Consider the following 19,247-nt stretch of genomic DNA (forward strand, 5'->3'; position numbering starts at 1 on the left):
TCCCGGTGGCGCTCCGATAAGTTCGGGTCTCATGAGTGGCAACGATCCCCAGCTCACCATGTACAGCACCGTGTGGTGCGGCTACTGCAAGCGACTGAAGACCGCACTGAAATCGGCGGGGATCTCCTTCGCTGAGGTTGACATCGAGCACGACCCGGCTGCGGCCAGGTTCGTGATGTCGGTCAACAACGGCGACCAGACCGTGCCGACGGTGAAGTTCGCCGACGGTTCGGCGCTGACCAATCCGAGCCTCAAAGAGGTCCAGGCCAAGCTGGCCTCCTGAGGCCTGCGCCGAAATCGACGAAACGCCGCGGTGGTCTCGCTCTTTCGCGGCTGCTTGTCGGTTTGGGCACGGATGTTGCCCAGACGGAAGGTCACCGGGTCAGTCCCCGACGGTGCGGACGTAGAGCAGCCGGTCGGTGCTTTCCAGGGCGTCGGCGTCGGGGTCGTCGACCCGCAGCAGCTTGCCCTCGCGGACCACGCCGAGAACCAGATCGGGAAGGTGTCGCGGCGATCCGCCGACCTCCTTGGTCTCGACCTCCCGCTCGGCGATCGCGAAGCCGGCATCCGGGGTCAGCAGGTCCTCGATCATCTCCACGACGCTGGGCGTGGAGGTGGCGATGCCGAGCAGACGCCCGGCGGTCTCCGAGGACACCACCACTGAGTCCGCGCCGGATTGCCGCAGCAGATGCTGGTTCTCGGCCTCGCGGACCGAGGCGATGATCTTGGCCTTCGGCGACAGCTCACGCGCGGTGAGGGTGACCAGGACGGCGGTCGGGTCGCTGTTGGTGGCCACGATGATCGAGTTGGCGTGCTGGGCGCCGGCCAGCCGAAGCACGTCGGACTTGTTGGCGTCACCGCGGACGGTGACCAGCCCGGCGGCGCTGGCCCGGTCCAGGGAGGCCTGGTCGGTGTCGACGACGACGATGTCGGCCGGGGCGGCGCCGTCACCGATCATCGCGGCCACTGCCGTCCTGCCCTTCGTGCCGTACCCGATGACGACGGTGTGGTTGCGCACGCTGTTCCTCCAACGCTGGATCTTGAGAGCCTGGCGCGACGCGGTGGTCAGCGTCTCCACGGTGGTGCCGACCAGAACGATCAGGAACGCCACCCGTAGTGGCGTGATGACCAGGACGTTGATCAGGCGCGCCGTCTCTGTGTACGGCGTGATGTCGCCGTAGCCGGTGGTCGACAGGGACACCGTGGCGTAATAGAAGCAGTCCAGGAACGTCAGCGGGGTTTCGCGGACATCGCGGTAGCCGTCGCGGTCGAGGTAGACGATGAGGACCGCGGCGAACAGCGCCGCCAACGCGTAGAACAGCCGGCGCGCGATGCGCCTGCCGGGGCTGACGAACTTCTCGGGGATGTGGAGGTAGTCGACGAGCGCGCTGTCCGGCTTGGCCGCCAGGTTCTCGTCGATCGCTTCGAGCCTGCGCCGCAACCTACCTTTGGCCACTTGACTCCGTCAGCCAACCGTTGCGCCCGGGAACCACCACACGAGCATTATGTACCCATGGCGACAACGACAGCTGAACCCGCACGCACCAACAGCCAGCTTCCCGCATACCGAACGGCGGCGATGCTGATCGGTATCGGGGTGGGCCACTTCGTGGCGCCCAAGCCGTTCGACACGATCGTACCGGCCGAACTGCCCGGGGACGCGCGGTACTACACCTACGCGTCAGGCGTCGCCGAGGTGGGCATCGGCATGATGCTCCTGGTACCGCGCACCCGGCGCGCCGGTGCGCTGGCCGCGGTCCTGCTCTACCTGGCGGTGTTCCCGGCCAACGTCAACATGGTGCGGCTGTGGTGGGACAAGCCGTGGCCGATGAAGATCGCCGCACTGGCCCGGCTGCCGTTCCAGCTGCCGATGATCACTCAGGCGATCGCCATCAGGCGCAACGCTCCGCGTTACTAGCCGCGGCCAGCAGCGCCACCAATTCGGCTGGGCCGGCGAGGTTTTCCGGCAAGACGGTGTACCCGGACCGCACGTAGTGGAAGGCCGCGCGCACCTCGGATTCCGGCCGGCCACTCAGCGCCGCCCAGGCCAGCCGGTACACCGCCAGCTGGACGGCGGCATGCCGGCGCGCGTCGTCGTCGGCCGGCGGTTCGCCGGTCTTCCAGTCCACGACGGTCACGCCACCGTCGGGATCGACGAACACCGCGTCGATACGGCCGCGCACGATGGTGTCGCCGATCGCCATCTCGAACGGCACCTCCACGTCCACCGGGGTGCGTACCGCCCACGGCGACGCCGAGAACGCCTGCTGCAGAGCGGCCAGCTGCTCGGCCTCGACCGGGCCCTCCCCGACCGTGCCGGGCAGGTCGTCGAGGTCGAAGAGCCGCTCGGCGCCGTAGAACCGCTGCACCCACTCGTGGAAGGCGGTGCCCAGCATGGCGTGCGGATCAGGCCGCGACGGCAGCCGCCGAGTCAGCCGCCTGGCGGCCGCCGCGGGGTCGCGGTCCAGCTCGACCAGAGCGCTGACCGACAGCTGGCCGGGCAGCTCGACCGGCGGTGGATCGCTGATACGGGACCGCTCGGCCAGCAGCGCGTCGACATCGGCGGCCCATCCTTCGGGATCCTCGGCGCTCACCGGCAGTGTCCCGGCGGCTGCCGCGGCCACCAGAGCCGCACCCCGCTCGACGTCGGCACGGCCGTCGCCCAGGGGGGCAGCCGGCCAGACTGCTTCACGCACGCTGTTGCGCAACGGGTTTCGATTCCCGTCGGCAGGAGGCGGCGCCCAGTGTTCCACCTCTCCGCACGGCCGGCCCGCCGCGGCGGCGGCCTCGATGATGTCCCTGATCTCGCAGAGGAAGTCAGAGGGACCGCGGGGCTTGGACTCGGTGGCGCCCCAGTGGTGGCCGGACATCAGCAGGGTGTCCTCGGCGCGGGTGATCGCGACGTAGAGAAGCCGGCGCTCCTCGTCGATACGCCGCTGTTCGAGCTGATCGCGGTGGGCGATGATGCTGTCGGACAACCCCTTCCGGTCGCCGACCGAGGAGGTATCGAGCACCGGCACACCGTGCAGTCCCTGCGCGGCGCGGTCACCGCGCAGCAGAGGCGGCAGATCGGCCGGGTCGGACAGCCAGGTGCGCTTGGACGCCGTAGACGGAAACACCCGGGCGGACAGGTGCGGCACCGCCACGACCTGCCACTCCAGCCCCTTGGCGGCGTGCACGGTCAGCACCTGAACGCGGTCGGCCGCCACGCTGATGTCCGCGGGCGCGAGCCCGTTTTCGACGACCGCGGCAACCTCCAGGTAGGCGAGCAGACCGTCGACGCTCGCGCCCGGCCGGTGTGCGTAGTCGGCCACGACGTCTGCGAACCGGTCCAGGTGTTCGGTGCCCGACCAGCCCGCGGTCACCGGCCGGGCCGCGCGGACCTCGACGTCGACTCCGAGAGTTCGCCGGACCTCGGCGACCAGGTCGGTGACCGGGTTGCCCAACAGCGTTCGCAGCCGCGCCAATTCGGCCGCGAGTCCGGTGATGCGAACGTATCCGTCGTGGGAGTAGGCGCTCGCCGGGCCAGGGTCGGCCAATGCGTCGGCCAGGCTCGCGGTGTCGGCGTCGGGGGCGGCTGCGGCGATGATCTGCTCGGCGGTGGCGGCCACTGTCCGCTCGCCGTCGAGGCTCGCCGCGCGGCGCCACAGCGCGGCAATGTCGCGGGCACCCAGCCGCCAGCGCGGACCGGTCAGCACCCGCATCGCCGCCGTACCCGCGGCCGGGTCGGCCACCAGGCGCAGCATCGCTACGACGTCGGAGACCTCCGCGATCGACAGCAGCCCGGCCAGTCCGACCACCTCCACGGGAACGCCGTGCGCGCTCAACGCCTCCGCCATCGGCCCGGCGTCGGCGTTGCGGCGGACCAGCACCGCGGCCGTGGGCGGCGGGCTGCCCGCCACGGCCGCCTCGGTGTAGCGCGCGGCGATGTGGTCGGCTACCCAGTCCCGTTCGGTGGCAACGTCGGTCAGCAGTGCGCACCTCACCGTGCCCGGCTCGGCACCCGGCCGGGGGCGCAGCGCGCGCACCGCGACCGACCGGCGGCGGGCCTCGGCTGACACCGCGTTCGCGATGTGCAGCGTGCTCGGCGGATTGCGCCAGCTGGTGCGAAGTTCGAGCGTCGGCGCCGGGGACCCGTCGGCCTGCGGGAAGTCGGTGGTGAACCGCGGCAGGTTGGTCGCCGAGGCGCCGCGCCAGCCGTAGATCGACTGGATCGGGTCGCCGACCGCGGTGAGCGCCAAGCCGTCGTCGGCGCCGCGGCCGAACAGCGACGACAGCGCGATGCGCTGAGCGTGCCCGGTGTCCTGGTACTCGTCGAGCAGCACCACCCGGTAGCGGCTGCGCAGCTGTTCGCCGGCCTGCGGGCAGCGTGCGGCCAGTCGCGCTGCCGCCGACATCTGCGAGCCGAAGTCCATCACCTTCTCCGCGCGCATCCGCGCGTGCACGGCGTCGATCAGCGGGACCAGCGCGGTGCGCTCGGTCTGGGTAGCCAGCATGTTCAGCAGGAACTGGCTTGGCCCGCGGTCCCGCTGGTAGCGGCCGGCCGGCAGCGTATGGACGAGGCGTTCGAGTTCGATGTGGGTGTCGAGCAGCTGATGGGTGTCGACGAGATGCTCGGCGAGTTCCCCGGCCAGCCGCAGTACCACCGCGGTGATCTTGGCGGGATCCTTATCGGTGTGCAGGGGGCCGGGGTATGCGCGGACCACGTCGTAGGCCAGCTGCCACATCTCGGTCTCGCTGAGCAGGCGGGCGTCGGGCTCGACGGGCAGCAGCAGCCCGTACTCGCGCAGCAGCGCCCCGGCGAAGGCGTGATAGGTGCTCACCGTCGGGGCACCCGTCGCCGTCGCGGCGGCCCCGAGGTGCCCGGCCAGGCGGGCCAGCCGGGAGCGTACCCGGCGCAACAACTGCCCGGCTGCCTTGCGGGTGAATGTCAGTCCCAACACCTGCCCCGGGTCGGCGAATCCGTTGGCCACCAGCCACACCACCCGTGCGGCCATCGTCTCGGTCTTGCCGGCCCCGGCGCCGGCGATGACAACCAGCGGCCCCGGCGGGGCGCAGATGACCGCGGCCTGCTCGTCGGTGGGGGCCGGAAGGCCAAGGGCCTCAGCCAGTTCCGAGGGGCTGTAAGTCATGACGGCTCCGTTCGAGGCATGTTGTGGGCGGGGCAGCCGGATCGCATCGGGCAGTGGGTGCAGCCGTCGTTGACCCGCGCGACGAACTGCGGGCCGGCGGTGGCGGCGGCCGCGTCCTGCACCGTCTGCCGCCACTCGGCGCGGCTGTCGTCGGTCAGCGCAGACTGCTCACGTTCGGTGGCGCCGGACGCGCTCTGCTTGCCGACGTAGACCAGCCGGCCGCCGCCGGGACGGTCGTCCTCGGCGATGACGCCCTCGGCGATGGCCAACTGGTAGAAGGCCAGCTGAGCGTGGCGCTGCGCATCGTCCTTGGTGACCGGGCTCTTGCCGGTCTTGACGTCGACGATCACCAGCCGGCCCTCGGCGTCGCGCTCCAGGCGGTCGACCCGCCCGCGCACCCGAACACCCGGCGCTTGCTCGTCGGATGCCGCGACGACTCCGTCGACTTCGATCTCGGTGCCGACCTCGGTCAGTTCGTGGCGCGTCGCGGACCGCCACGCCAGGAAGGCCTCCAGCATGGCCCGGTGCCGTGCCAGCTCGTTGTCGGCAAACCATGACGAGTCGAACGGTATTGTCGCCCAGACCCTTTCGAGGTCATCGGCCAAAACGCTCGCACTCTTGCCGGAGTCGGCGATCAGCGCGTGCACCACCGAGCCGAGCATCGAGCGCAGTTCACGGCGATCGGTACCGCCGTGCCGTTCGACCAGCCAGCGCAGCGGGCATTCGGTGAGGATCTGCAGCGTGGATGGGCTGAGGGTGACGGTGTGCTCATCGCCGGTCCACAGCGGCTCGAAAGTGCTGACCGCGGTCATGCCGTACCACTGCGCCGGGTCGGCCCCCGGCACGCCTTCTGCCGCCAGCCGCGCCAATTGCTGTGCGGCCGTTGCGCGGTGGGACTCGTCGACCGATCCCTGCGGTGCGGACACGACTGCGCGCAGTCGGCCCACCACCGCGGCGGGCGTGAGCACCGGCGGCGCCACCACTGGCTGGGCCGGAGCCGGAGCGTCTTCGGTGGCCCACTCGGCGATCTCGGCGACGAACGGCGACGGCAGCGCCGCCTCGTCGCCCGCGTCGCTGTCGACGGCGGTGACCAGCAGCCGGCGCCGGGCCCGCCCCATGGCGGCGATGAGCAGCCGGCGTTCCTCGGCGAGCAGCGGGGCGCGCACCGACACCTCGTCACCGAACCCGTCGAGCACGTCGAGCAGCCGCTGGGTGCCCAACACGCCACCGCGCGGAGTTGTATTGGGCCACAAGCCATCCTGCAGTCCGGCGAGGACAACGAGCTCCCAGTCGCGGCCCAGCGCCGCATGCGGGCTGAGCACTGCCACCATCTCGGTCGAAGCGGCGGTGTCGGTGCCGACCGAGGGAAGGTGCAGTGCGGCGACGTGGTCGAGCAAGCCGGCCAGTGAGGCGCCCGCGGTGCGGGTGACGTATTCGTTGGCGATGTCGAACAGTGCGGTGACCGCGGCGAGGTTGCGATCGGCCGCCGCACCCTCGACACCGCCGCGTTCGACCGCCGACAGCCAGCGCCGCTGCAAGCCGCTGCGCTCCCAGGCTTGCCAGAGGGTGTAGCGCGGGTCGCGGTGCGCGCGGTGCCCGCGCGCAGCGACGGCCAGCACCGCGCGCACGCGGTTCACCGGTCGGGCCAACGTCGCCGGCAGATCCGAGGTGCTCGAGGCGAGCGCTTCGACCAGCAGCTCGCCCAAGTCGCGCTCCCCACCGGCAGCGCGCCGCAGCGCACGCCGAAGCTGCCGCAATGACACCGGGTCGACCCGCCCGATCGGCCCGGTCAACAACGACACCGCCTGTTCGGCGTCCAGACCGTTGGCGGTGGCCGACAGCACGGTCAGCAGCGCGCGCGCACCGGGCTGTTCGCAGACCGGCCCGGCCATCGACGGCGAGGCGACGGGAACTCCGGCAGCAGCCAGCGCACGCATGAGCGCGGAAGCCGCCGCCGCCGAGCGCACGATCACCGCCAGCTGCGACCACGGTAGGCCGTCGACCAGATGCGCCCGGCGCAGCGTGTCGGCGATCACGGCCGTCTCGGCGTGTGCGGAGGCCGCTAACCGCACGCTGACCGACCCGCCGTCGCCGATGCCGTCAATGCGCCGCCAACCACCGCTGCCGGGCAGTCCGGCAGCCACACCGCTGATCGCGTCGGCGATCGCGGACGTACAACGACGCGAAGGACCGAGTTCGATAACCGGTCCGTCGGCCGTCAGCAACGCCGGGTCGGCGCCGCGGAATCCGAACACCGCCTGGTTGGGGTCGCCGGCCAGCAGTGCCAGGTCGGCGCCCGCTGCCAGTACCCGCACCAGCCGCGCCGCCTGCGGGTCGAGGTGCTGGGCATCGTCGACGAGCAGCAGGCGGACCCGGGCGCGCTCGGCGTCCAGCAGCTCGGGGTCGGTGGCCAGCGCCTCCAGTGCGGCACCGACCAGCTCGGCGGCGCCCAGCGCCGGCACGGTGGCCTGCGGTGCTGCGGTACCGACCGCCGCGCGCAGCAGCATCACCTGCTCGTACTGCTGGGCGAAGCGGCCGGCGGCGGCCCACTCGGGCCGGCCCGACAACCGGCCGATGCGCTGTAGCTGCTGGTGGTCCACCCCGCGCTCGGCGCAGCGGGCCAACAGGTCGCGCAGCTCGGTGGCGAAGCCGGCGGTGCCCAGCGCCGGCCGCAGCTGTTCGGGCCACCGCGACGGAGAATCGGCCCCGTCCTCCAGGTCGCCGGCGAGCAGCTCGCGGATGATGCCGTCCTGCTCAGCGCCAGTGACCAGTCGCGGCGGGGGGTCACCGGCGCGGGTGGCTGCCTGGCGCAGCACCGCGAACGCGTAGCTGTGCACCGAGCGCACCAGCGGTTCGCGGACCACCGCACGGCACGGCTCCCCCGAGTGCGCCTTGAGCAGTGCGCCGGTCAGCGCGCTGCGCGCCGAAGCGGCCAGCCGGCCCGAACCCGTCAGCAGCAGAACCGATTCCGGCGCGGTCCCGGCGGAGATGTGGGCCGCGGCCGCCGTCACCAGCAGTGTGCTCTTGCCGGTGCCCGGGCCGCCCACGATCCGCACGGTGCCGCGCAGTCCCGGCTCGCATACGGCCGCCGCGTCGATGTCCTCGGCGATGAGCGCGGGATTGGTCATGTCGGGCATGACACCACGGGGGTCCGACAATTCTGCCTTCCCGAGTCGCTCCGCTCCTGCCCACCGATCTGCCTTCCCGAGTCGCTCCGCTCCTGCCCACCGATCTGCCTTCCCGAGTCGCTCCGCTCCTGCCCACCGATCTGCCTTCCCGAGTCGCTCCGCTCCTGCCCACCGGTCTGCCTCTGTCGATGCAGACTGGCACGATGAAGCCGTGACCGACCTCCACCTTCACCGTTTCGGGCCGCCCGGCCCCGTGCAGGTTCTGGCCCTGCACGGATTGACCGGACACGGCCGGCGCTGGCACACCCTGGCCACGCGGCACCTGCCCGACGTCGTCGTCGCCGCGCCCGATCTGCTGGGCCACAGCCACTCGTCGTGGTCGGCGCCGTGGACGTTCGACGCCAACGTCGCCGCGCTGGCAGCCGTGGTGGAGAACCACGCCGAGGGCCCGGTCGTGGTGGTGGGCCACTCCTTCGGCGGCGCGGTGGCGCTGCACCTGGCCGCAGCGCGTCCGGATCTGGTGTCGGGCCTGGTGCTGCTGGACCCCGCGATCGGGCTGGACGGGCAGTGGATGCGCGAGATCGCCGACGCCATGCTGGAATCCCCCGACTACACCGACCGCGAGGAGGCGCGCACCGAGAAGTTCACCGGGGTGTGGACCGACGTGCCGCCCGAGGAAATCGACGCCGATCTCGACGATCATCTGGTGCCGCTGCCCAACGGTCGCTTCGGCTGGCGGATCAGCGTGCCGGCGATGATGTCCTACTGGAGCGAGTTGACCCGCGATATCGTGCTGCCGCACAAGGGAACTCCCACGACTCTGGTGCGCGCGCAGTGGACGGAACCGCCCTATGTGGGCGAGGAGTTGATCGACGGCCTGTCCGGCCGGCTGGGTGAAGACTTCACCTTGGTCGATTTCGCCTGCCAGCACATGGTGGCCCAGGCCAAACCGGCTGAGACCTCGGCACTCATCAGGGACCATCTCGGACGACGCTAGCGATGGCTCCCGTCACCGACGAGCAGGTCGAGCTGGTGCGCCACCTGGTGGCGTCCATCCCGCCGGGCCGGGTGGCCACCTATGGCGACATCGCCTCGGCCGCAGCGCTTTCCAGCCCGCGCATCGTCGGATGGATCATGCGCACCGACTCCTCGGACCTGCCGTGGCACCGGGTGATCACCGCCTCGGGTCGGCCGGCGCCACACCTGGCGACCAGGCAGCTGGAACTGTTGCGCGCGGAGGGACTGCTGGCCCGCGACGGCCGGATCGACCTCGCGACGGCCCGCCACGAATTCGGCTAGATCGACTCGACTAGAGGATCAGCCGGATCAACGCCGCCGTGCGCGCCAGCCCAGGGAAAGCGTCCGCCGTCGAGCGCGGATGAAGCGCATGCACGGCGAGGCGGAACATCAAGGCGCGCAACAACATCTGCGGCCACTCCGGCAGTCCGTCCCACCGTTCGATCAGACCGTCGTCAGCCTCACCCCATGCCAGGGCGTCGACGACGACCACACCGGCCCCCCACGACGCGGGCCGCCAGTACGGGGTGATGTCGGTGATCCCCGGGGCGGCCGAGCCCGCAAAGAGCACCGTGCCGTACAGATCGCCGTGCACCAGCTGATTGGGACTCTTGGTGGGCTTGCGCAGCCCGGCGAGCTGGTGCAGCAACTCGACGGACCGTTCGCCGTCGGCCGACCCGGGTGACACCGTCGCCCCGGGCGGAAGCGACTGCAGCGGGCGGTCCTCCCACGCGGCACGGTCGGCGGCGATGAACACGTCGACGTCGGTCCACGGCGGCACGGGCGGCTGCGTCAGGAACCGGGGCCGTTCGAGCTTGGCGGTGGCCTCGTGCAAACGCACACCGGCCGAGACCACCTCGTCGTGGCGCGGCTCCGGCGTTCCGGCCACGAACGTGTCCGCCCGCCAGCCCGCCACGACGTAGCGTCCGTCGGTCGAGCGCACCGGTCGCGCCAGCCGCACCCCGTCGACGAAGAGCGTCTCGCGCGCCTTGGCCGACCACGCGGCACGGGCGTGGTCGGCGATCACCGACAGCACGATCTCCCCGCAGCGCCAGCCGCCCTCCCAGCCGGCGCCCAGCGCTTCGGGCTCGACGCCCTTGACCCCGAACGCAGCCAGGACGTGGTCAGGCGGACGTTCGTCGGTCACAGCAGTCAGGGTAAGGCGTTGCGGGGCGAGTAGGCCGTCAGTACATGACCATGTCGGGTTCGAGTTGCCTGGCCCAGGCCACGATCCCGCCCTGCAGATGCAGCGCGTCGGAGAAACCGGCCTTCTTGAGGGCGGCCAGCGCCTCGGCCGAACGCACGCCCGTCTTGCAGTACAGCACCGGAACCCGGTCGTGCGGAATCCTGGCCAGGCCCTCGCCGGACTCGATGACCGACTTCGGGACCAGCTGGGCGCCTTCGATGTGGTTGATCTCCCACTCCACCGGCTCACGAACGTCGATCAGCGCGATCTTCTTCTCCGAATCGAGCAGGTCACGCAGCTCTGAGGGGGTGATCGTCGAATCGTGTGCGGCGTCGGCGGCGGCCTCCGACAGCACGCCGCAGAACGCCTCGTAGTCGATGAGCTCGGTGATCTTCGGAATCTCGGGATCCTTGCGGATCTTGATGGTCCGGTAGCTCATGTCCAGGGCGTCGTATACCATCAGCCGGCCCAGCAGCGGCGCGCCGATCCCGGTGAGCAGCTTGATGGCCTCGGTGCCCATCACCGAAGCGATCGAGGCGCACAGGATGCCCAGCACGCCACCTTCAGCACAGGACGGGACCATGCCCGGTGGCGGCGGCTCGGGATACAGGTCGCGGTAGTTCAGGCCCAGGCCGTTCGGGGCGTCCTCCCAGAACACCGACACCTGGCCCTCGAACCGGTAGATCGAGCCCCACACATAGGGCTTGTGGGCGAGCACCGCGGCATCGTTGACCAGGTAGCGGGTGGCAAAGTTGTCGGTGCCGTCGATGATCAGGTCGTACTGCTCGAACAGCTCGACGGCGTTGTCGGGTTCCAGCCGCATCTCGTGCAGGCGCACGGTGACCAGAGGGTTGATCTCGAGCACGGTGTCGCGGGCGCTCTCGGCCTTCGGCCGGCCGATGTCGGACTGGCCGTGGATGATCTGGCGCTGCAGGTTGGACTCGTCGACCACGTCGAACTCGACGATGCCGATGGTGCCGACGCCGGCGGCCGCCAGGTACATCAGTGTGGGTGAGCCGAGCCCGCCCGCACCGATCACCAGCACGCGCGCGTTCTTGAGGCGTTTCTGCCCGACGACACCCAGATCCGGGATGATCAGGTGGCGGCTGTACCGGGCGACCTCTTCACGGGTGAGCTCGGCGGCCGGTTCGACCAGTGGCGGCAGCGGTGAAGACACCGGTTACTCCTCGGGTTTCGGGCGTTCCCCACCCATCTCAGCAGGTAGCGGAATCAACGGCAAACAGCCACCAAAGTTCCCGGCAGCCCCGTCCCACGGTCGCGAGCAGTCGCAGAATCGCACTGCGCGAGCCCTGATCGAGCGAGTCCGCGACTGCTCGCCGCACGACTAGGCGATCGGATACGGCCAGGAGTTGAACCGGCAGGTCTTGCCGTCGGACTTGACGTACTCCGGGTCGAACTTGGAGGCGTCGTTGTCCGACGTCGAGAACGTCTGCTGCATCATCACCGGCGCCAGCCCGCCGTTCTCGTCACAGGGCTCATGGTGCTGGTAGCCGATGGCGTGTCCCACCTCGTGGTTGACCAGGTATTGCCGGTAGGAGCCGATGTCGCCCTGAAAGGGCACCGCACCGCGCACCCAACGCGCCTCGTTGATGAAAACTCTGGGCTCGGCGTCCGGGCCGTAGGCCGGGTTGAAGCAGGACGACTCCAGCGGGATCTCGTAGCCGCAGCCCTCGCGAACGGTCATCGCCGAGGTCAGCGAAACCCGGAAGTCCGGCTTGATGTCCGGGGTGCTGGCGTCGACCCGCTGGAACGCGAACTGCGGATTGTGGATCCAACTCTTGGGGTTGCCCAACGTCTCGGTGACCATCCGGGCGAAGCCCTCGTCACCCCCGAACGACGCGGTGTCGACGCCCTCCTCGACCTCGACGGTGTAGGTGAACGTCTTGGCGGTGCCCTGACCCACCTTCGGCGCGGTGCCCGGCACGATGTGCCACGTCTTGGCGCCGGCCTCGGTGAACGGACCGCCCTCGGGCAGGATCCCGGTGGGCAGGTTGGCGTCGAACGCGGTCAGCCCCCGCGGCGGTGCCCCGATGATCGCGGTGCCGCTCGAGCCGATGGTCGGCGGCCCCTCGACCGCGTTGTGGGTCTCCGCTGCCGGCGCCGCCGTGCCGGTGATGGTCTGATACAGCACGACGCCGGTGAGCACAATGAGCACGGGCAGCGCATACGCCCGCCAGCCGTACATGGACACGAACCGGCCCAGCCAGGTCTGCTTGCGCCACTGGCGGCGCTGATCCCGGTTGGACCGGGGCCGGCCCGAGCCCTCGGCAAGAGGGTCGCGCAGGGCGCGCAGCGGCTCACGCCAGTCACTGCGCAGCACCGGCACTCGACCGCCCCCCTGGTGCCCCGGGTCGTAGGTCACCGACCCAGGATCGCACAACACGGGTTCTCCCGACTCCCGGCGCGCCCGTACCTGCACCCCGAGCCGCTACGGGCGAGTAACAGGTGGCGGGTAGTAGTGTCGGTGCGACGAGCCGGAAGCGTGAAAGCTTCGCACGTCGGCCGAATACCATGATTGAGGGCCCATGAGCGATCTCGCCAACACCGCCGAGCGGCGCGCCGCACGGTCGGCCAATGGCGACCGTCCCAGCACGCCGAGCCGACGCGGCAGCCGCCTGCCCCGAGACGAGCGCCGCGGCCAACTGCTGGTCGCGGCAAGCGAAGTCTTCGTCGACCGCGGCTATCACGCGGCCGGGATGGACGAGATTGCCGACCGCGCGGGCGTGAGCAAACCCGTTCTCTACCAACACTTCTCGAGCAAGCTCGAGCTGTACCTGGCAGTGCTTCAGCGGCACGTGGAGAACTTGGTCTCCGGTGTTCGCCAGGCCCTGCGGACCACCACCGACAACCGCCAGCGGCTCCGTGCCGCGGTGCAGGCGTTCTTCGACTTCATCGAGCACGACGGCCAGGGCTACCGACTGATCTTCGAAAACGACTACGTGACCGAACCTCAGGTCTCGGCGCAGGTCGAGGTCGCCACCGAGTCGTGCACCGACGCGGTATTCGACCTGATCAGCCGTGATTCCGGGCTGGATCCGCACCGCGCGCGGATGATCGCGGTCGGGCTGGTGGCCATCAGCGTCGACTGTGCGCGCTACTGGCTGAACTCCGACCGGCCGATCTCCAAGGAGGACGCGGTCGACGGGACCGTGCAGTTCGCCTGGGGCGGCCTGTCACACGTCCCGCTCACCCGTAACTGAGTCGGCCGACCCAGGGCGTCAGGCCCCGGCCGAACCTGCCGCGATCCCGAACCCGACCCGTCGGACGTCGGCCACGCCGATCTCGACATAGGTGATCTTCGAGGCATGCACCAGGATGCGACGGCCCTTGTCGTCAGACAGGCTCAGCACATCCGGGCCGCTACCCGATAGCGCCGCAGTCACCAGACCCTCGACCTCGGCGGGCGTCTGGGAGCTGGTGAAGACAAGCTCACGCGGGCTGTCCGACACACCGATCTTGACCTCCACGAGGGACCCTTCCGTTCGAATGCGCGTTACCCAAGAAGGCTAGTGGACGCCGGGCCCACCTGGTTGCGGCCAGGCGTTCGCGGTCAGCGAATAACGCATCAAGCTGCGGTAACAGCATGGCAACAGCCGCGCGCGGCGTGTCTGTGCGGGCATGGCCCGTCCCTAACCTTTTCATCGTGGCCGACAACAGACGCCGGGCGGCCGTGCCCCGGTGGCAGCGGGTGGTCCTGACCGCCGTCGGCGTGCTGGCCGCCACCGCGGCGACGACCTTCGTCGTGCGCACCGGCGGGGCCGCCACCGTGGCGACCGACGCCGCCGCTCCCCCGACCCGCACCGTCGTCGCCACTTCCGGGCCGCACACCTCGGCCCCTGCTCCGGCGCCGGTGACCGTCACGATGCCCGGGATGCCGCCGGAGACCGCCGTGACCCTGCCGCCGACCACGCCCGCGGCCGCGCCGCTGGCGGCCCAGCCGCTCGTCGACCCTCGCCTGGTGGTCTATACCGTGGCGGGCAACCAGCGGCCCAACGATCCGATCACCATCGTCTACGCCGACGAGACCGGCGCGCTGCGCACCGTCGAGAACGTCGCCCTGCCGTGGCGGCTCACCGTCGTTCCGGACGTCCCGGTCAACTACGTCACCGCAAACAGCGCCGGAAGCCAGCTGAACTGCTGGATCACCGATGCCAGCGGGGCCACCGTGGTCGCGCAGACCAGCAACGCCGTCTCGGCGACCTGCAACCGCTGACTAGGCCAAGCCGAGCTGGCGCATCCGGTCGTCGTGCGTGCGCTGCAGGCGGCCGAAGAAGTCAGCCACCTGACCGAGCCCACCGGGGCCAGAGAGCACCAGCTCCACCAGCTCGTCGTGCTCGGCCAGCACGTACTGCGCCTGGGTGGTCGCCTCGCCCAGCAGCCGGCGCGACCACAGCGCCAGCCGGCTGCGCTGCCGGCCGCTGGACATCACGGCCTGGCGGACCTCGGCGACGACGAACTGCGAGTGACCGGTCTCGGAGAGCACCGCGCGCACCACCCCGGCCACCTCGTCGGGCAGCACGTCGGCGATCTCGAGGTAGAAGTCGGCCGCCATCGCGTCGCCGACATAGGCCTTGACCAGAGCCTCCAGCCAGGTGCTCGGCGTCGTCAGCCGGTGATAGTTCTCCAGCGCCGGGGCATAGCGCGTGATGGCCGGCACCACGTCGACGCCGCGGGCGGCCAGCGCGTCACGCAGCAGCTCATAGTGACCCATCTCGGCGGCGGCCATGCCGGCCATGTTGATCCGGCCTCGCAGATCCGGGGCCATCCGGGCCTCGTCGGTGAGCCGGAAGAACGCGGCGACCTCGCCGTATGCCAGTAGCGCGAACAACTCGCTGATGCCCGGATGGTCGGATGGAACGCGCGAGGAACTGCCTCCCGCAGCATCGGTCACACCTTCGGCGGCCGGTACGGGCTGCGACACGTTCATGGCCGACACTGTAGTCGCGGCGGGACGGCCGGCCCGCTTGTCCGCGCCGACCAGCTATGATGGAGCCGGACCGCGGTATCACACCGTTGTTCAGGAAATGTGCGTGCACGCAGTGAGCCCGCCTCCCTCAGTGAAGGGCCCGGCGGATCGGCATCGAGATGATGACCGAATCCATTCCGAAAGTCAGAACTCGTGCGCGCGTAGAAGCACTAACGAGGAACGACATCGGAAGGCCAAACGCCAACATATGACCGCACTTTCACATCACCAGATCACTTTCGCCGAGCTGGGCGTCCGGGACGAGATCGTCCGGGCGCTCGCCGAGCAGGGCATCGAGCACGCCTTCGCCATCCAGGAGCTCACCCTCCCGCTGGCGCTGAGCGGCGATGACCTCATCGGCCAGGCCCGCACCGGCATGGGCAAGACCTTCGCCTTCGGCGTGCCGCTGCTGCACCGCATCACCACCGACACCACCCGCCCGCTCGACGGCACGCCCCGCGCGCTGGTCGTGGTGCCCACCCGCGAGCTGTGCCTGCAGGTCTTCGGCGACCTCGAGGGCGCCGCGAAGTACCTGACGGTCGAGGGTGGGCGCCCGCTCAGCGTCGTCTCGATCTACGGCGGACGCCCCTACGAGCCGCAGATCGAGTCGCTGCGCAAGGGCGCCGACGTGGTCGTCGGCACGCCCGGCCGGCTGCTCGACCTGGCCCAGCAGGGTCACCTGCGGCTCGGTGGCCTCTCGGTGCTGGTGCTCGACGAGGCCGACGAGATGCTCGACCTGGGCTTCCTGCCCGACATCGAGCGGATCCTGCGGCAGATCCCCGACGCGCGGCAGGCGATGCTGTTCTCGGCGACCATGCCCGACCCGATCATCACGCTGGCCCGCACCTTCATGAACCAGCCGACCCACATCCGGGCCGAAGCCCCGCAGTCGTCGGCCACCCACGACACTACCGAGCAGTTCGTCTACCGCGCGCACGCGCTGGACAAGGTCGAGATGGTGGCCCGCATTCTGCAGGCCGAGGGCCGCGGCGCGACGATGGTCTTCACCCGGACCAAGCGCACCGCGCAGAAGGTCGCCGACGAGCTCGCCGAGCGCGGCTTCAAGGTCGGTGCCGTGCACGGCGACCTGGGCCAGATCGCCCGCGAGAAGGCGCTCAAGGCGTTCCGCACCGGCGAGGTCGACGTGCTGGTGGCCACCGACGTCGCCGCCCGCGGTATCGACATCGACGACATCACCCACGTCATCAACTACCAGATCCCCGAGGACGAGCAGGCCTACGTGCACCGCATCGGCCGCACCGGGCGGGCCGGCAAGACCGGCATCGCGATCACCCTGGTCGACTGGGACGAGCTCGAACGCTGGGCGATGATCGACAAGGCTCTCAAGCTGGACTGCCCGGATCCGGCCGAGACCTACTCCAGCTCGCCGCACCTCTACGAGGAGCTGGGCATCCCCGCCGACGCCACCGGCTCGATCGGCACACCGCGCGAGCCTCAGCAGGCCGAGGGCGGCACCCGGGTCAGCTCCACCGACTCCCAGCGTGAGCGCCCCGGCCGCAACCGGTCCCGGCGCCGCACCCGCGGCGGTCGGGCGGCCACCGGACACGTCGAGAACCCCGCCGAGGGTCAGACCGAGGGTGGGGCCGCCGAGCCCACCGGATCCGGTGACGCCAGCCCAGCCCGTAAGCGCCGTCGCCGGCGTCGTCCGCGCACCGCCGCGGAAGCCACGCCGACCGCCGGCTGAACCGCCGCTATCGTCGGCTAGATGGTCAGACCCGAGCGCCGCACCAGGGGCGATCTCGTCGCCGCGGCGACGATCACGCTTGTCGTCGTGGTCGTCGCCGCGTCGTTCTGGTGGAACAGTTCGGCCAGGGCGACCATCAGCCGTCCGGCGACCACCCCGGCGCCCACCCCCGTGCCGGCACGAATGGTGCCCGACATGCTGCGCCAGTTGTGGACGGCCACCAGCCCGCGCACGCTGAGCCCGATCGTGGTCGGCGGCACCGTGGTGACCGGCGACGGGCGCACGGTCGAGGGCCTTGACCCCACGACCGGCCAGACCCGCTGGAGCTTCGCCCGCGACACCGGAGCCGCTGGGCCGGCGACATCCGGCACCGACCTGTGCGGGGTGTCCTACGTCTATGACCTCGCCGTCGCCGTCTATCCCGATGCGCGCGGCTGCGGTCAGGTCAGCAGCATCAACGGTGGCACCGGCCGGCGGGGCCCGACCCGCACCGCCTACGCCGACAACCGCATCGTGTTGAGCTCCAGTGGCAGCTCGGTGCTCGCGGCCGGTCCCACGCGGCTGGAACTGTGGCGCTCCGATCTGGTCCGCGAGCTGTCCTATGGCGAGATCGATGCCAGGATCAAGCCCGTCAACCAGGGCATCGGCATGGGCTGCACGCTGATGTCGGCGGCGGCCAGCGACGAGGCCGTCTCGGTCCTCGAGGCCTGCCGCGACCAGAAGGACCTGCGGCTGACACTGCTCAAGCCGGCCAAGGAAGAAGACGAGCCCGACACGAAAAACGTGCCGCTGCCCGGGGTGGCCAGCGACTCCGAGGCACGGGTGCTCGCCGTGTCGGGCACCACCACCGCGGTGTACCTGCCTTCTCCCAGGCCCGAGATCGCCGTCTACGACGACACCGGCACCAAGGTGTCCGGCACGCTGCTCAAGGGCCCGCCAGTGCTGGCCAACCCCGCTCAGGCGGTGACCCGCGCCGGCGACCTCGTCACCTGGTGGACCGGAGACAGCGTCGAAGTCTTCGACAGCAAGCTGTCCTACCGCTACACCATCGAGGCGGCCGGCTCGGTGTCCCCCGTCGGCCCGGCCGCGATGATGGCCGGACGGCTGCTGATCCCCCTGAGTTCCGGCATCGGGGTCTACGACCCGGCCAGCGGCGCCAACCAGCGGGTGATCCCGGTCAGCCACCCGGCCGGTAATGGTCCGGTGGTGCCGACCGTCACCAGCTCGATGGTGGTCGAACAGCGCGGCGACGCGCTGATGGCTTTCGGGCCCTGACCGCTGCGCCCTATACCTCCGGGGTGAAGGTCGGCAGCGCCTTGCCGGACTTCCAGTGCTTGAGCAATGCGGCGGCGAGTTCTCGATATGCGTTGCCGCCCTTGTTCTTTCGTCCGGCCAGTACCGACGCTCCGGATGCGCTGGCCTCCGCGAAGCGCACCGTGCGCGGAATCGGCGGCGCCAGCACCGGCAGGTTGTAGCGGTCGGCGACGTCGAGCAGGACGTCGCGGCTGTGCGTGGTCCGCGAGTCGTAGAGCGTCGGCAGCGCGCCCAGCAGCTTGAGGTCCGGGTTGGTGATCTGCTGGACGTCGGCGACCGTACGCAGGAACTGCCCCACCCCGCGGTGGGCCAGCGTCTCGCACTGAAGCGGCACGATCACCTCGTCGGCGGCGGTCAGTCCGTTGAGGGTGAGCACCCCCAGCGACGGCGGGCAGTCGATGATCACGACGTCGAACTGATCGTCCAGCTTGGCCAGCGCGCGCTTGAGCGCGTACTCCCGGCCGGCCCGCATCAGCAGCATCGCTTCGGCACCGGCCAGGTCGATGTTGGCCGGCAGCAGCGTCATGCCCTCGGCGGTGGTGACCAGCGCCGCGTTCGGTTCGACGTCACCGAGCAGCACCTCGTGCACCGACACCGGCAGCTTGTCGGGATCGGCGCCCAGGGAGAACGTCAGACAGCCCTGCGGGTCGAGGTCCACCAGCAACACGCGTTTACCCGCGTCGACGAACGCCGCCCCCAGCGACGCGACAGTGGTCGTCTTGGCCACTCCGCCCTTCTGGTTGGCCACCGCCAGTACTCGGGTCACAGCACCCATCCT

General features: G+C 70.4%; 17 protein-coding genes. 8 read left to right on the plus strand and 9 right to left on the minus strand.

Features of this window, described 5'->3' with window-relative positions:
- Positions 1 to 31 precede the first annotated feature (31 nt).
- Entirely contained in the window at positions 32 to 283 is a 252-nt protein-coding gene (locus K9U37_RS18400; protein WP_243072916.1) for a mycoredoxin, read from the plus strand.
- Between the two features lie 99 nt (positions 284 to 382).
- On the opposite strand, the gene K9U37_RS18405 is transcribed toward K9U37_RS18400, so the two are convergent.
- Positions 383 to 1,456: a potassium channel family protein gene (locus K9U37_RS18405; RefSeq protein WP_243072917.1), complete on the minus strand. Its 1,074-nt coding sequence runs from the start codon at positions 1,454 to 1,456 to the stop codon at positions 383 to 385.
- 57 nt (positions 1,457 to 1,513) lie between these two features.
- On the opposite strand from K9U37_RS18405, the gene K9U37_RS18410 reads away from it, so the two are divergent.
- Positions 1,514 to 1,918: a DoxX family protein gene (locus K9U37_RS18410; RefSeq protein WP_243072918.1), complete on the plus strand. Its 405-nt coding sequence runs from the start codon at positions 1,514 to 1,516 to the stop codon at positions 1,916 to 1,918.
- Here K9U37_RS18410 and K9U37_RS18415 read toward each other — a convergent pair.
- The gene (locus tag K9U37_RS18415) at positions 1,893 to 5,132 is read right to left on the minus strand and encodes an ATP-dependent helicase (protein WP_243072919.1); all 3,240 of its coding nucleotides are present in this window, start codon (positions 5,130 to 5,132) and stop codon (positions 1,893 to 1,895) included. The two genes, K9U37_RS18410 and K9U37_RS18415, sit on opposite strands and share 26 nt — an antisense overlap.
- Positions 5,129 to 8,260 (minus strand): ATP-dependent DNA helicase, encoded by a 3,132-nt coding sequence (locus K9U37_RS18420; RefSeq protein WP_243072920.1) that lies wholly within the window; start codon positions 8,258 to 8,260, stop codon positions 5,129 to 5,131. Before K9U37_RS18420 ends, K9U37_RS18415 begins: the two co-directional genes overlap by 4 nt.
- A gap of 211 nt (positions 8,261 to 8,471) precedes the next feature.
- Here K9U37_RS18420 and K9U37_RS18425 point away from each other — a divergent pair, with 211 nt between their 5' ends.
- Complete coding sequence (locus tag K9U37_RS18425; RefSeq protein ID WP_243072921.1) at positions 8,472 to 9,257, plus strand: alpha/beta hydrolase; 786 nt, start codon at positions 8,472 to 8,474, stop codon at positions 9,255 to 9,257.
- A 2-nt stretch (positions 9,258 to 9,259) separates the two neighbouring features.
- Positions 9,260 to 9,559: an MGMT family protein gene (locus tag K9U37_RS18430; protein WP_243072922.1), complete on the plus strand. Its 300-nt coding sequence runs from the start codon at positions 9,260 to 9,262 to the stop codon at positions 9,557 to 9,559.
- 10 nt (positions 9,560 to 9,569) lie between these two features.
- Here the strand turns inward: K9U37_RS18430 and K9U37_RS18435 are convergent, their stop codons facing one another.
- The 3 genes from K9U37_RS18435 to K9U37_RS18445 all read right to left on the minus strand — a co-directional run bounded on the left by K9U37_RS18435 (position 9,570) and on the right by K9U37_RS18445 (position 12,846).
- Entirely contained in the window at positions 9,570 to 10,424 is an 855-nt protein-coding gene (locus K9U37_RS18435) for a TIGR02569 family protein (RefSeq protein ID WP_243072923.1), read from the minus strand.
- 37 nt (positions 10,425 to 10,461) lie between these two features.
- Positions 10,462 to 11,628 carry an adenylyltransferase/sulfurtransferase MoeZ gene (gene moeZ, locus K9U37_RS18440; RefSeq protein WP_243073454.1) on the minus strand — a complete coding sequence of 389 codons (1,167 nt, stop codon included), beginning with the start codon at positions 11,626 to 11,628 and terminating at the stop codon, positions 10,462 to 10,464.
- Positions 11,629 to 11,808: 180 nt separating this feature from the next.
- On the minus strand, positions 11,809 to 12,846 hold the full coding sequence (locus K9U37_RS18445; RefSeq protein WP_243072924.1) for a DUF3152 domain-containing protein: 1,038 nt from the start codon (positions 12,844 to 12,846) through the stop codon (positions 11,809 to 11,811).
- 163 nt (positions 12,847 to 13,009) lie between these two features.
- On the opposite strand from K9U37_RS18445, the gene fasR reads away from it, so the two are divergent.
- The gene (gene fasR, locus K9U37_RS18450; RefSeq protein WP_243072925.1) at positions 13,010 to 13,684 is read left to right on the plus strand and encodes an HTH-type transcriptional activator FasR; all 675 of its coding nucleotides are present in this window, start codon (positions 13,010 to 13,012) and stop codon (positions 13,682 to 13,684) included.
- 18 nt (positions 13,685 to 13,702) lie between these two features.
- Here fasR and K9U37_RS18455 read toward each other — a convergent pair whose 3' ends face one another.
- On the minus strand, positions 13,703 to 13,951 hold the full coding sequence (locus tag K9U37_RS18455; protein WP_243072926.1) for a DUF3107 domain-containing protein: 249 nt from the start codon (positions 13,949 to 13,951) through the stop codon (positions 13,703 to 13,705).
- A gap of 176 nt (positions 13,952 to 14,127) precedes the next feature.
- Here K9U37_RS18455 and K9U37_RS20270 point away from each other — a divergent pair, with 176 nt between their 5' ends.
- The gene (locus K9U37_RS20270) at positions 14,128 to 14,697 is read left to right on the plus strand and encodes an MmpS family transport accessory protein (RefSeq protein ID WP_243072927.1); all 570 of its coding nucleotides are present in this window, start codon (positions 14,128 to 14,130) and stop codon (positions 14,695 to 14,697) included.
- Here the strand turns inward: K9U37_RS20270 and K9U37_RS18465 are convergent, their stop codons facing one another.
- A complete protein-coding gene (locus K9U37_RS18465) occupies positions 14,698 to 15,411 on the minus strand; it encodes a ferritin-like fold-containing protein (protein WP_243072928.1) in 714 nt (237 codons plus the stop codon).
- A gap of 247 nt (positions 15,412 to 15,658) precedes the next feature.
- Here K9U37_RS18465 and K9U37_RS18470 point away from each other — a divergent pair, with 247 nt between their 5' ends.
- Positions 15,659 to 17,155: a DEAD/DEAH box helicase gene (locus K9U37_RS18470; protein ID WP_243072929.1), complete on the plus strand. Its 1,497-nt coding sequence runs from the start codon at positions 15,659 to 15,661 to the stop codon at positions 17,153 to 17,155.
- Positions 17,156 to 17,176: 21 nt separating this feature from the next.
- Complete coding sequence (locus K9U37_RS18475; RefSeq protein WP_243072930.1) at positions 17,177 to 18,430, plus strand: Rv3212 family protein; 1,254 nt, start codon at positions 17,177 to 17,179, stop codon at positions 18,428 to 18,430.
- 10 nt (positions 18,431 to 18,440) lie between these two features.
- Here K9U37_RS18475 and K9U37_RS18480 read toward each other — a convergent pair whose 3' ends face one another.
- Positions 18,441 to 19,244, minus strand: a complete 804-nt coding sequence (locus K9U37_RS18480; protein ID WP_243072931.1) for a ParA family protein — start codon at positions 19,242 to 19,244, stop codon at positions 18,441 to 18,443.
- Positions 19,245 to 19,247: the final 3 nt, after the last annotated feature.

It is taken from the genome of Candidatus Mycolicibacterium alkanivorans, from assembly GCF_022760805.1.
GTDB classification, from domain to species: domain Bacteria; phylum Actinomycetota; class Actinomycetes; order Mycobacteriales; family Mycobacteriaceae; genus Mycobacterium; species Mycobacterium alkanivorans.